We start from the raw sequence: 13,964 nt of genomic DNA, 5'->3' as shown, positions 1-13,964 counted from the left end.
ATGAAATCATCCTGTCTTCTTATTGCGACTTTATGGTTCCTTAACTTTTCGTTGCAAGCTCAATCATCAGACACTACAATTTTTCCTTATGTTTTGCCAGTCTGGGGACAAAAAGTACAGGAAAGAGGAATGGCAGATCAGTTGCAGCTTCCTTTTGGTTTGAATGTAAACTATGTCAATGCTTTTGTTGATATGGAAATCACGGAGTTTCAATTGTTGGTAGGTGGCTCAGATCTGACTGGAATCCTTAATACTGAGACTTTGAATTTTACGCAGGTAGGTGCGACAACTAATGGGTTAAACTTAAGAGCGGATGCTTGGATTCTGCCATTTGTCAATGTGTATGGCCTGTTCTCATCAGTAAAAGGTGGTACCAATGTAAGTTTACAACCTACCTGGAAAAATTCACTGGGTGAGATTATACTTCAACTGCCGGAGTTTTCTTCGGAAGTAGAGTTTGACGCCATTGCTTATGGTGCCGGGACTACCTGGATATTTGGCTGGAATGGATATTTTTTAAGTACAGATATCAATTATTCAAGAACTGACACGGAATTGCTAAAGGAACAAGTGGGATATATGACTTTGTCTGCCAGGGCGGGCTATCGTTTCTTCTTGAATAAGAACAATAGAGATCTTTTCATCGCTCCTTACATGGGTATGATGCATAGAAATTTTGTTGGGGCTAGAGGCAGTAGTGGGACAATTGGATTAGATGAAGTTTTTCCTGAGTTAGACAATACTTTTAATAATAGAGTTGACACTAGGTTGAACAGTAATCAGGAAATGATTGATGATCCCAATACCTCTATTGGAGATAGGATTAAGTTAGAAGCGCAAAACACAGCTTTGCGTGAAATCCAAAGTCGAGTGAATGAGAGCGGTTTTTTTACTACAGAAATTGATTATTTTATCGAAAAAGAATTGATACAAACTGTGACTTTTCAATTCGGATTCAATTTTCAAATTAACAAGAATTGGATGCTGAGAGGAGAGTATGGGGTGGCGGATTCTCAGCGCTTCCTTATGACGGGTTTGCAATATCGCTTTGGAGTCAAGAAGAAGGGAATTTAATCCCCCATGTCTAAAATTCTATTTGTAAAGAATTTTAAGTCTCCCATATCGTGGCTCGATATCAATACGATCTTTTTTTTGGTGATGATTTGATTTTTGATGAATTGACTGATTCTTAATTTTAGGTCAGAATGAATAGCCGAAAATGGTTCGTCCAGTAACCAAATACTCTGATCATAAGCAAGGAGTCTAGCCAAGGCAATTCTTTGTTTTTGACCACCTGATAGGTCATCCACAGAACGATTCAAGAGCTCTCTTAACTCTAGATGTTCGATAATGGAATCTACTTCTTCATTGCTGATGCTCTGATTGAAACGAATGTTTCCTTCCGCGTTTAGATTAGGGAAAAGGGCATAATCCTGAAACATGAGACTCATATCTCTCTTTTGTACATCCAGGTGTTTACCATCGCCATCCCATGGATCCGAGCCAAATTGTATACGTCCTTTATATCGATGATTGATCCCGGCAATAGCGTGCAATAATGAGCTTTTTCCAATTCCAGAAGGACCAAATAGTCCCAGGGTTTGTCCTGGTTCAAGGCTGAATCTGGCTTCAGTCTCAAAGCCATTGAAGTGCATGTCTATATTAACATTTAACATAAAATAGGGCGAGTTGGAGATTTTTGAAGTAGCTGCAATACTACCAAAATCGTAAAAGAAAATCCAAGAAGTATGAGCGCATATTGGTTTGCTGAGTCATAGTTCATCATTTCTAATTCATGAAAAATCGCAATAGAGGCCACTCTGGTTTCATCGGGGATATTGCCTCCTATCATTAATATAACTCCAAATTCACCAATCGTATGTGCAAAACTCAGTAGACAGGCAGAGACAATAGAAGGTCTTACGTTGGGCAATAATACCCTGCGAAAAGTATCCCATCGTGATTGACCTAAAGTGTAGGCGGCTTGAGTCATGGATACTGGCAGGTTTTCTATCGCACTTAAAATAGGATTGACCATAAACGGAAAACTAAAAACGACTGAAGCAATTAAAATTCCTTGAAAGCTAAAGGCCAATCTTGAGTCGAAAACAGATTCCCATATTCTTCCTATTAGACTGTCAGGACGAAAAGCCAATAGAAAATAGAATCCTAATACAGATGGTGGCAAAATCAGAGGCAATGCCACGAGGGATTTGACAAGAGGTTTTCCCCAGAAGTGGTACATGGACAATGCAAATAGGATAGGGGCTGAGACCAATAGGAGAATACCTGTGGTATATAGCGCTAATTTCCCGCTGAGTAAAAGAGGTGACCAAAAAGCATCCATGGATAGCGAAGATAGAAAAGAAGCCTGAAGTCAGATAAGAAGCAAACAAAAAAGCTCTGACATTTATCAGAGCTTTTTTTCATTATCTTATTACCAACTTTTGTATGACTTGATTGTAACCTTGACTTACCTTGACGTGATAGATCCCGGGACCTGATTGGTTATTTATATTAATTGGGATGATTTGTGTACCCAATTGTGCTGAATACTGGTTGGAGTAGATCATTTGCCCTGACATATCATAAATCACCAATTGTATCAGACTATTTTCATCACCCGAATTAATTTTCAAATTAAACTCACCTGATGTTGATGGATTTGGATACAAATTCAAATCAATTCCTTCTTTGAATTGATCATTGTTGATCGATAATGGACCGAAAATGCTTTCCGTTCCGTCAAAATCATATTGAACAAGTCTATAATAGGAAATCCCAAAATAAGGTCTATCGTCAATGAAACTATAATCTTGTCGTTCGTTGGTAGTGCCAAAACCTGTTACCTCTCCAAGTGCTTCATAGATTTTTCCATCTGTTGACCTTTCAATTACAAAATAATCATTGTCAATTTCTGAAGCGGTTGACCATTTGATCTCTACGGCATCTTCCAATAGATTTGCAGTAAAGCTGATCAACTCTACTGGCAAAGCAGAGGGGTCCTCACTACCACTGGTTACGATCCTTTCATTAAAGGATAAGGTACTTGTAGAAGTTACATTAGCAGAACTTGGTACTCCCGTACTTGTACCACCCAAATGATCCCATTCTCCATTGGTATTGTTCCAGGTCATGACTTGAATCAATTCGTCATTGATTTGATCCGTAGTTAAGCCTGTATTACTAATGTCCAGACTGATTTGATCTGCTGTAGCTGTTCCTCCCGGTGTGTCAATTCTCCAATATTCGATTCCGTATACGTTGACCACTTGTTCGTCCGGGTTAGTATTGGTTTGAATCGAATTGATATCTATACCTGTATTGCTCGCACTACTATAGCCACCTGGATTGCCTATATAATACTCCACTTCCCAGGTTAGTGGGTTAGCTGATTGTGAAGCATTTTGTATGGCTATGGCTAATGGCTTAAAGCTGGAGCTCTTTCCAACAGGGAAGGAGAAATTATTCCCATCATTCAAATCTACTTGTAAAGGGCCACTTACAAAACCGCTGTTCTGGGTGATACTTCCAACTCCATTTGTCATTCGTAGAGTTGCTCCAGTAGCTTGTGTGTTTAGATTTCCACCATCAAGAGTCAGCGTGTTACTAATATAAACAGAAGCATTAGTCGCTAAATTTAAGCTCCCCGCACTTTTGTTAACCTGTACATTATTGAATGTTTCGCTTGAGAAGTCACCAGCCAGGCTTTGGTTTGTTGTACCGTCAAAAGAAAAAGTTCCATTGTTGTTATTGAATGTAGCAGATGCACCTAATGTCATGTTTCCTGCTATGGTATGCACACCACTTCCAGAGTTGAATGTGCCTCCATTGATAGCCAAATTTCCAGACAGGTCTAACACTCCACCTGCGCTGGTGAATGTGCCTGCAGTTAACGTGAAATTCTGAGCAGCCAGAGTAGCACTGCTGTTCCCCAGATTCATAGTGCCGTTCACTATATCTGCATCACCGGAGATACTGACACTATTATTATTAACTGAATTGTCCAATATAGTGGATTCATCTATTGTTAGACCATCTGAACCAATACTTAATGAAAATGAAGGTAGCGTCTTAGTGCCACCTCCAGAAACGGTCAGAGCGCGAATAGCGGTGAAATCTGGTGAAATAGTATAGCTTCCGCTTCCGGCCAACTCTAGTGCACCATCAGTTGTGGTGAAAAAAGCATCATAATCTCCTCCAGGCAGTGTGCTGCTATAAGTCTTGAGTGTACCTGAACCTGTGACCTCACCGAAATTGTGTCCATCCGTATCTGCAATATTTAATACTCCATTGATCTCCACGCTGAAAATGTTTTGATTATTGTCTGTGGAGGTGGACATGGTCATTTCATGCCCTGTTTCTACTACAACAATAGAACCTGGTTGAGGAATGATCTCCAATGGCGCATCATCAGTAGCCTCATTGTACACCTCATCTGCATCTCTATCCACATTCCAGTTAGTTCCTACGTTCCATGATCCAGTATTTACGGAGGTGAATTTTGCCAGAATATTGGGTAAATCATTTCCAATGGTGAATTCTCCATCGAAGGTGGTGCTTCCGCCAGAGGATAAGTCACTATTAGTAAAGGTCATAATGTTGTTGGTAATATCTACCAGATTGCCAGAAGGCTTGAGCCAGGAAGGGGTAATTAGTCTTGCGGCTTTATTCTCCCAAGTAGATTCATTTTGGCCTGTATTGTTGGCGTCCTCTTCTTCATATTGAAACGAGATGCTACCTACAAAATTACTGACTGTAAATGGATTGGTTGAGATGACCCAATAGTAATTAAGGGCATCAAGACCTGTGGCTGAAGGGTGAATGCTATTAATAGGTTTAATCAAAATAGAACCAGGATCATCCGAATTGTCTACATCCAAAGTTACCGGAGTATATTTGTCCGGAGTACCAATGGGAATTACAAATGGTGCGGTATCAACGCTTGCCGCGAATTCTTTTTCAACCCCATCACTTTTCTTAACTCCATTGATAGATATCATTCTTGTAGTACCAAAGGAAAGGGGATCAGTCGTGGTAACAGTTGCATCTGGGTCTAAAATCAGTCGATTATCCTCTATTCTGAGGTTACCTTCATCCAGTCCCAAATTTACATCAATGGTGAGAGAGGTAGAAGTAGCTGAGTTGTCTGTTAGAGACGCTCCATATGGATTGTTGATATACAAAAGGTCAACTTCTGCTTCATTATCAGGGAGATAAATGGTTTGGCTGGTGGTTTGGTTGTCTAGATAAATACCACCGGTACCATCACTCACGTGTTCTGTCGTAATATATAGATCTCCTTCCAGGCTTATATTGTTCCCATTGTCATTTAAGAACCCAGTGTTGATACTTAGATCTTGAGACACACTAATTGTATTTTGTAATGTTAGGCTTGTGGTAGAATTAACAGTTAAGTTATTAAAAGTAGTGCTTGTGCTCCCAGAAATGTTTTGAACACCTCCATTAAAGTTGGTAGTGTTTGCTCCTGCATCGTATGTGTTATCATTGATAAAATCACCAGAGACAGAAAGGTCATAGCCATTCGAGAACCAAGGATCCACTATTTAGAATGGAAATATCACCCGAAACGCTTGTTGATTGAAAAATCAATTCCACTGTAGGTGCATTTAAGTTTCCATTATCAATTCTCAAATTGGGGAGAGTTACTCCAGAATTGATTTCAAAATTTTCGCTAGCGGCATTTTGTACTGTCACTCCAGCTATACTACCATTATACCCGAAATCTATTATTGCATCAGATGAAAAAGTAGAACTGATATCTGAATCCAGTATCAATGTTCCTTGTTCTGGAGAATCTTGTGCTCCTACGATGGTGAAAAGGGTAGAGGCACCAGATAGTTCAAAGGAGCTGGTACCCGCTGCACCTGAGTTGATTATTTCAAATACACCTTTGCTATTCTCAGGAGTGTAATTGATGCCAAAAGCCGCATTTCCTCCAGTTTGGCTATACTGAATAATACCATCTTCTGAATACAGACTTCTCCTAAATTGGGAGCCTACTATGAGATTTCCGCTGGTTATTTCTACAGATGCAGAGCCGCCAGATCCATATTCGATATAGTTGTTAGCCGAGCTTCCACCATTCAGTATCATGCTGCCACCATTAATAGTCAATGGGCCTTCAAGTCTTAAACCATTACCTGATCCTGAACCAGTTGAAGAAATTCTTGTTGTTCCGGCAGTTAGAGTTAAACCTCCCGAGCTGGGAATGGTAAAATCTCCACCACCCAAATTCAATTCTATGTCAATATTAGCATCATTGATAATGGTTTCTCCATTTTGTATGTCTAAGGCTTTAGTTACTGATGAATTATCACCTAGTAAATTGAAGTCAGCATCAAAGGAAAACGAAGAACTAGTGTCAGTTCCTTTATCAACTACTATTGTTCCGAAGTTGGCCACATCACCGTCTACTTTTGAATAACTATGGTTACCTTCCCCAGTTAGATATAGTTCAATGTAATCATAGCCATCTGCAGTATATAGTTGAAGCCCATCATCTGCAGCCCCACCACCATTGTCGGTGTCTTGAATGATATCTCCATGAACAATGAGTGAATGAATATTTTGCGTGGTGTTTTCTGGGTTGAATACTCCAATAAACATACCCTCATACTCCATTTTTATATCTCCCAGTACCTCTACAGTTCTATCTATACTATTTGGAAATAGTAATTCACCTCCACCTCCAGATTCATTTCCAAAGACGTTAGACCTGAATAATCTCAAATCATTTCCGACTGTTATATCCCCCTCGACTTCTGAACTAATTCCAATATTCCCGTCACCTAATATTTCTAGATTCATATTGGTTGTAAAGCCGGTTGTGAGAATCAAATTAACGTCATTGTTACCCCATCCATTTGAAGCAAATAAAAGGTTTGGGACAGCTTCTGGGATGTTTGAAAAGGTGTTTGTATTGTAAAATTCATAGGTGAAGTAGGATGAGTCCTCTGTCACAAAAAGGCCTAAATCTGAATCAGACCAATCTGGATCAGAAACTGTAGTTGTTCCAGTACTTCTTACCCAAAAATTTCCTTCTCCTGAGATGATGCCTGCGTTTGCATCTGCCCCAGGGTTAATTACCACTGTCGGTCGAAATTGAAAATTGGTAGCATAATCGCGAGCTGTAGGATTTCCGGATGCATCTAACATTTGAGTAAATACCAATTGTGCTAAATCATATGCGTTATCCATTTTTATTCCGTGGGGTTTTCCTCGGTCTGCAGTATTAGGATCATTATGTGGTACCCAACCAATCACAGCAATATCTCCACCTTGAGGGTAGTCACTGGCTTGTGGTTGACGACTGTCATGTACCTCATCTGCGTCTACTGTGCCATTACCATCAATGTCATTAGTGGCCAAAGTCCAATAGCTAGTGTTTTCCCAATCTGCTGAAGCACCGTTGGGACTGTATTGGCGGGTGTAATATATTTCAGGAGCACCATTCCATGCATTGCTACCTGCTGCACTATAGTTGGCATTGATTAAAGTGTAGCGATTACCAGGAAAAGCCCCGTTGTTTGATGTGCCGTTAAATACTAATTCATTGATAGTTCTATCATCATCGTTAGCGTCTTGTTCTTGTCTGGTAAAGGGAATCTCATCTAAGACATATCCTGCATTGTAATTGTTTTCATTGCCAGTGATGTCCTCATCGTTGTAGTAAAAAGCAAAAGAAACGTTTGGAAGAGTTGTGAAATCGCTGTGGTTTACTCTCCAATAATAATCAAGCTTGGCAGTTTCAGTGGGATCTATTGTGGGAAGGAATTGATCAGCCACACTTATCTTAATGTATCCAGCATTTGAAGCACTCGTGCCTGTGATAGACATGATGGCTGGTGTGTATTTGTTTGTGCTGGTTTCTTTATCGGTTCCCATTGGGAAAAGGTAATTGTCCTTATCCGATTGGATATAGTAATGTATCCCGTCATCAGAGGCATTTCCTGCTGTGCGGATGTATCTGGTGTTATCAAAATTGCTAACCCCATCAGCATCGTCTAGTATAGGATTGGTTGCTGTACTATTAATGGTCAATTGATAAACATCAATATCTAGAATCCCATTCACTAGGTTTAAAACACTATCGATTTGTTGATCAGCAGCACAGGTAACGTTGAAATTGGTGTCATCAATGGTTAGTATTTTGAAGATTCCATTTCCATCACCGCCAAGTTCGTGACCGCTGGCTCCACCAGTTATTTCTATGCTTCCTGGAGAACTGACATCTGTAGTATGGATACCTGAATTGTACAGGTTACCGTTTACTTGAATGGTTTTACCATCATCGTTGAATGTTACACCTGAACCTATAGTGAAATCATTTAATACTACATAAGTAGCTAGGTCACCACTCAAGTTTTTGGTAGTCCCTGAAGTCGAAAGTGTCAAGTTATAAAATCCACCCCCTACGATCGGAGTAGTACCGTTTAGGCTAATGGATTGCATGGAAGAACTTCCACTTAGAATGGTAGCATTTGTACCAGGGTCATATTCTGCGCCATTAGTAACAGTAAGGAGGTTTCCAATGGTAATATTTTGATCATTGGCGTCTAGGCGGCCATCAGTGATGATGAGGTTGTTTAATATGGAAAGTGCTGCAGCATCTTCTGCGGGTGAACCTACAGTTCCAGATTCGTCGGTAGAAGGGAGTCCTCCGCCCGATATATAATCGCCATTAGAGTCCGGTGTATTGTCAATGATGATTTCTCCTGTTCCAGAATCCGTTATGTCCAAATTGTATAAAGGGGCTGTGGAGACAATTTTGTAATCCGTATTGACGGATTTGATGATATTGATTTCACTGGTTCCGATATTGTAATTGCCTTCAGCTACTCCGATTTGAATGGCAGTATTGGCTTTGCCACGATTGTCTGCATCCAGCGTGATATTAATCACAGGCGGATCTGCCTGGTTAGCGGCACTCAAAATGAAAACCTGATCATTCCATGGTAAACTGAAAATGGCATGATTGGCATCAGCATCTCCGCCTCCAATATTCAGGGTTCCACCAGTCATTACAAAGGATCCACGCGGAGTACTAGATCCAAAGTAGTTTCTAAATTGTGTTAGGTCAACTGTACCACCAGTCATTTCAAAACTGCCTTCATTGTCTATGAGTATCGCTCTTTGTCCAGAACCTGAAAAGGTATAGGTGGCATCATCAGATATTTTGAATTTCCCTAGTACCTGACAACCTGTAGCTACAGATTTTGTAATGCTGGAATTGCTTGACAACCATAGCTGCGCATCTTCATCTATCACATAGTTACTACTTGTACCTTGAGTTCTGGCCTGGGTTCCGTTGGTGTCGTCCTTAGCGATCGCCGATATTAGGATGTTGGAACCTAATTTTAGTATGCCCGCTTCTAATCCGAGTGCTCGGTCATTATTTATAGAGGGAGAATTAGAGAAATCATCGGATTGACCCATGGCAATTCTTCCTAAAAGTCGAAAATTGCTACTGCTGCTGGCAGTGATTATTGCAGCGTAAGTCTGACTTGTCCCTTTGTTGATTTCAATTCTATATAGGTCAGTAGAGCCATTACAGGAAAGCGTCTGATCATGTACTGCGCTCGTAAATAATAACTCAACCACTCCGTATTCACTTGAAGGTATTACTGGTGATACGGAGTTGTCATCGTCAGATGCGCTTGGGTATTTATCTAGATATCTTTCATCTGCTATGGATGTGCTGGAGAGGTTGGTGAACGAAACAGTTCCATTATTGTTGAAGTCACCTTTGATTTCAAATTGGTGAAAACTAAATATACCGAAAGAACCTACCGCTGTGACAGCATCTACATTACCCACAGTTATGGCTGTGCCACTGGAAACAGAGACATCTCCATTGATTAATAAATTGAGTGGAGTATCGTTGTCTGAATAACCATCAGATGTATTATCGTTAATCTGATAGGTGCCTGAATTAATGGTCAGGTCACCATTTAAAGTAATATCTGCTAGCTGGATTAGTGTGTTGCTTGCTAGATTGACAATCATGTTATTGAAAGTATGTACACTTTCTATTGCATAATCTGCAGCCGGAGATTGATCAACGAATTCCACGGTACCGTCTCCTTCACCATTAAAATTACTGTAGTCTCCACTTGGAAAGTTGTCACTAGCGATTTTAATCTTTCCAGACCCGCTGATTGAGGTAAAGTTATGTGAGTCTGTTTGCCCTAAAATTAATACCCCACCATCATTGATGGTAAGTGAGGCAACACTGATTCCATTGGTACCTACCGTGATTTCGTCACCATTCAAGATGTAGACATTGTCAGTAGATAAATTTGGGTACAAAGATGAGGGGTTGGTCCTTAAAGTACCAGATGCATCTGTAGTCCAGTTGTCCGCATTGGTCCAATCACCAGATTTGTATGTGTACCAATCTGTGGCCTGACCTATGGCAGGAATGGAAAATAAAAATAATCCAACTAAGATTCGAATAAGGTTTGGTGTCATAAGTTAATTTAATATCAAGAGCAACCTGGTTCTTATCTTGATTGTTCTTGAATGGTTTTCATTTACAGATGGTTATACTACCCCTCTTTTACAAAAGTAGATAAACCCTTTCTTGTTTTTTTAGTGTATTCACCTAATTTAAAAAATCAGATATCCTCCTATTTTATTTTATTAATATAAGAAAAACACAATTTATTATTTTTATTTTAACATATATCCATATTTCAATAGTGTCTCATTTGAAATTTCGTTTTGAAACAAATAATTAATAAAAGAAGAACCTTGATTATTTAGTAATAAAGCACTCTGGGCTATGCTCCCTAGTTGATGAGGCTCTATGATTGTCCAAAAATCAGGCTGTGTTTTTTTTAGTTTTATAAAGGAGGAAAGTGAAGTAAATGCAGCATCCACGGATTGAGCATATATATATTGATTGATCATGGATATGTTATTTCCATAAACCATTTTGTTTTTTACTTGGCTACCAAGCTGAAGACTGTCAGTGATATACAGGGATGCCAAAGAACCAAAAGGGGCTAACTCGGGTTGAGCAATCGCAATTGATTTACAATTGTCATTTGTTAAGGTGTTTGAAATGCTTTCAATGGGGTGTTTAGACCAAAAAACCAACTGGCTATAAGCAAAGGTCATGGGTTGATTTATGCCTATACCTTTTTGAAATAGGGCATTAGTATATTTCTCATTGGCTGACAGAAAGACATCGAAAGGTGCCCCGTTTTGGATTTGATTGGCTATTGTTCCCGAACTGTTGGAGATAACTTCAAGCTCTATCCCAGTTTCTTTTTCAAACTTAGATTCAAGCTCCAGAAGGAAATCAGTCATGCTCGAAGCTGCTGCCACACGAATAGCTTGTGCCTTGGATAAGTTCTGAAGAAAAAGGAAACAAAAGATGAGTAGAATTACTCTTATTTGCATGCTAGATTAATTTGACTCAAATCTATACTAATGAACAATAATGTAATAAAAACAGGAGCAGTTTTTGGCTTTTTGACGGTGGCCATTGGAGCTTTTGGGGCTCATGGGTTGAAATCGACTCTAATAGCACATGGTACATTGGATACATTCGATACAGGGGTGCTTTATCAAGCGATTCACACTTTTGCGATCCTGATCACAGGAATATTATTTAAGGAGTTTCATTCTAGCCGATTGAACTGGGCATTTTATTCATTTGTAGCTGGAATAATTATCTTCAGTGGCTCACTTTACATACTGAGTGTGACTGGTATCAAAGTTTGGGGTGCCATAACTCCAGTAGGAGGGATTGGGTTTCTTGTAGGTTGGATTTTGATGCTATTGGCTGTCAATAAAAAAAGGGATACCGAATAGCATCCCTTTTTGTTTTTTTTATGTGAGCGGATTAAACATCCACATTGGCATATTTTGCATTCTTTTCAATGAATTCCCGTCTTGGTCCTACTTCGTCTCCCATTAATACAGAGAACAAGTGATCTGCTTCAGCAGCTGATTCTACGGTTACTTGTTTCAAACTACGGAATTCAGGATTCATAGTAGTGGTCCAAAGCTGCTCAGGGTTCATTTCACCAAGACCCTTGTACCTCTGAACGCCGACATTCTCTTCTTTGCCATCTCCGGCAAGCTCTGCTACTACTCTTGCTCTGTCTTCTTCAGACCAGGCATAGCGCTCTTTCTTTCCTTTCTTTAAGAGATACAATGGAGGTAGAGCGATGTATAGATAACCATTGTCGATCAAAGCTCTCATGTATCTGAAGAAGAATGTCAAGATCAAAGTTCGAATGTGACTACCATCGATATCGGCATCCGTCATGATGACAATTTTGTGGTAGCGAAGTTTTTCCATGTTCAGCGCCTTAGGGTCGTCATCTGTTCCGAATTTGACACCTAATGCAGTGATCATATTCTTGATCTCTTCATTGTCGTAGATTTTGTGCTCTTGGGCTTTTTCTACGTTTAGGATCTTACCTCTCAAGGGTAGGATCGCTTGAAATTTTCTATCACGACCTTGCTTTGCAGACCCACCCGCAGAGTCACCCTCTACTAGGTATAATTCTGAGTGCATAGGGTCTCTGGAAGAACAGTCAGCCAGTTTACCAGGTAGCCCGGTTCCAGAAAGTACATTCTTCCTCTGAACCATCTCTCTAGCCTTTCTCGCAGCATTTCTAGCTTGAGCAGCCAGGATTACTTTCTGAACAATCGTTTTTGCTTCTTTAGGATTCTCTTCTAGGAAGTTGAAAAGGATTTCACTCACACTGGTGTCCACAGCGCCCATAGCATCAGAGTTGCCCAGTTTTGTTTTGGTCTGTCCTTCAAACTGCGGTTCAGCAACCTTTACGGAGATAATGGCCGTAAGGCCTTCTCTAAAGTCATCGCCGGTGATGTCTATCTTCACCTTGTCTAGCATGCCAGACTTGTCAGCATAGGATTTCAGTGTTCTTGTCAAGGCTCTTCTGAAACCTGCTACGTGTGTTCCTCCTTCGATCGTGTTGATGTTGTTTACATAAGAAACTACATTTTCTGAGAAAGATGTGTTGTAAGTCAAGGCCACCTGAACGGGGATTTCTCCCTTTTCCCCTTCCATGTAAACGGGTTTGGGGATCAGTTTTTCTCTAGAGCTATCCAGATATTCAACGAATTCTATCAATCCACCTTCGGAATGGAAGATGTCACTTTTGAAGTTTCCGTCTTCTTCCGTTTCTCTTTCATCTGTAAGTTTAACAGTGATTCCTGCATTCAAGAAAGACAATTCTCTCAATCGGGAAGCCACCGTTTCGTATTTGTACTCGTTAACCGTGAAGATGCTTGTGTCAGGCCAGAAATGAACATGGGTACCAGTGATGTCCGTTGTCCCTATTTCTTTCACGTCATATTTGGGTATACCAGTAGAGTATTCTTGTTGGTAGACCTTGCCACCTCTGTGCACAGTCACTTCCAGTTTGGTAGACAAGGCGTTCACACAAGATACCCCTACACCGTGAAGACCCCCAGATACTTTATAAGTGTCTTTATCGAATTTACCCCCGGCGTGAAGCACGGTCATTACAACCTCTAGTGCCGATTTCTTTTCTTTTTCGTGGTAATCAGTTGGGATGCCTCGACCATTGTCAGTCACCAGGATGGAGTTGTCTGGCTTGATGGTTACATTGATGGTGTCACAATGTCCAGCAAGTGCCTCATCGATAGAGTTGTCTACTACTTCCCAGATCATGTGGTGAAGACCTTTGACGCCCACATCTCCGATGTACATGGCAGGTCTTTTTCTTACGGCTTCTAGTCCTTCGAGGACGGTAATGTTACTGGCTGAATAATCTGCTTTTGGTGTTTTATTCTCTTCGCTCATTTCCTGTGATTGATCCTGCACATTGTTGTGTCAGGAAATTGAAATTTTATCAGACCGAAAACCTATTGACTTTTTCAAGTCTCTTGTTTTCAGTAGTTTAAAACCAAATTCTTTTGAATTATAAATTAGC

At 40.2% G+C, this 13,964-nt stretch carries 8 protein-coding genes; 2 read left to right on the top strand and 6 right to left on the bottom strand.

Annotated features, from left to right (window positions below):
* The gene (locus N7U62_RS07040) at window positions 1–1,074 is read left to right on the top strand and encodes a hypothetical protein (protein ID WP_264137203.1); all 1,074 of its coding nucleotides are present in this window, start codon (window positions 1–3) and stop codon (window positions 1,072–1,074) included.
* Here the strand turns inward: N7U62_RS07040 and N7U62_RS07035 are convergent.
* The 5 genes from N7U62_RS07035 to modA all read right to left on the bottom strand — a co-directional run bounded on the left by N7U62_RS07035 (window position 1,071) and on the right by modA (window position 11,430).
* Window positions 1,071–1,676 carry an ATP-binding cassette domain-containing protein gene (locus tag N7U62_RS07035; protein WP_264137202.1) on the bottom strand — a complete coding sequence of 202 codons (606 nt, stop codon included), beginning with the start codon at window positions 1,674–1,676 and terminating at the stop codon, window positions 1,071–1,073. The two genes, N7U62_RS07040 and N7U62_RS07035, sit on opposite strands and share 4 nt — an antisense overlap.
* Window positions 1,670–2,347 carry a molybdate ABC transporter permease subunit gene (gene modB, locus N7U62_RS07030; protein WP_264137201.1) on the bottom strand — a complete coding sequence of 226 codons (678 nt, stop codon included), beginning with the start codon at window positions 2,345–2,347 and terminating at the stop codon, window positions 1,670–1,672. Before modB ends, N7U62_RS07035 begins: the two co-directional genes overlap by 7 nt.
* Before the next feature lie 82 nt (window positions 2,348–2,429).
* Entirely contained in the window at window positions 2,430–5,564 is a 3,135-nt protein-coding gene (locus tag N7U62_RS07025) for a T9SS type A sorting domain-containing protein (protein WP_264137199.1), read from the bottom strand.
* Window positions 5,536–10,494: a beta strand repeat-containing protein gene (locus N7U62_RS07020; RefSeq protein WP_264137198.1), complete on the bottom strand. Its 4,959-nt coding sequence runs from the start codon at window positions 10,492–10,494 to the stop codon at window positions 5,536–5,538. Before N7U62_RS07020 ends, N7U62_RS07025 begins: the two co-directional genes overlap by 29 nt.
* Before the next feature lie 201 nt (window positions 10,495–10,695).
* Window positions 10,696–11,430 (bottom strand): molybdate ABC transporter substrate-binding protein, encoded by a 735-nt coding sequence (modA, locus tag N7U62_RS07015; RefSeq protein ID WP_264137197.1) that lies wholly within the window; start codon window positions 11,428–11,430, stop codon window positions 10,696–10,698.
* Window positions 11,431–11,460: 30 nt separating this feature from the next.
* Here modA and N7U62_RS07010 point away from each other — a divergent pair, with 30 nt between their 5' ends.
* Window positions 11,461–11,844: a DUF423 domain-containing protein gene (locus N7U62_RS07010; RefSeq protein WP_264137195.1), complete on the top strand. Its 384-nt coding sequence runs from the start codon at window positions 11,461–11,463 to the stop codon at window positions 11,842–11,844.
* A gap of 31 nt (window positions 11,845–11,875) precedes the next feature.
* Here N7U62_RS07010 and gyrB read toward each other — a convergent pair whose 3' ends face one another.
* Window positions 11,876–13,834 (bottom strand): DNA topoisomerase (ATP-hydrolyzing) subunit B, encoded by a 1,959-nt coding sequence (gene gyrB / locus N7U62_RS07005; protein WP_264137194.1) that lies wholly within the window; start codon window positions 13,832–13,834, stop codon window positions 11,876–11,878.
* Between the last annotated feature and the right edge of the window lie 130 nt (window positions 13,835–13,964).

Source organism: Reichenbachiella ulvae (genome assembly GCF_025833875.1).
Classification (GTDB): domain Bacteria; phylum Bacteroidota; class Bacteroidia; order Cytophagales; family Cyclobacteriaceae; genus Reichenbachiella; species Reichenbachiella ulvae.
The sequence above is the reverse complement of the archived record's forward strand: the minus strand, read 5'-3'. Positions and strand labels throughout refer to the sequence as shown.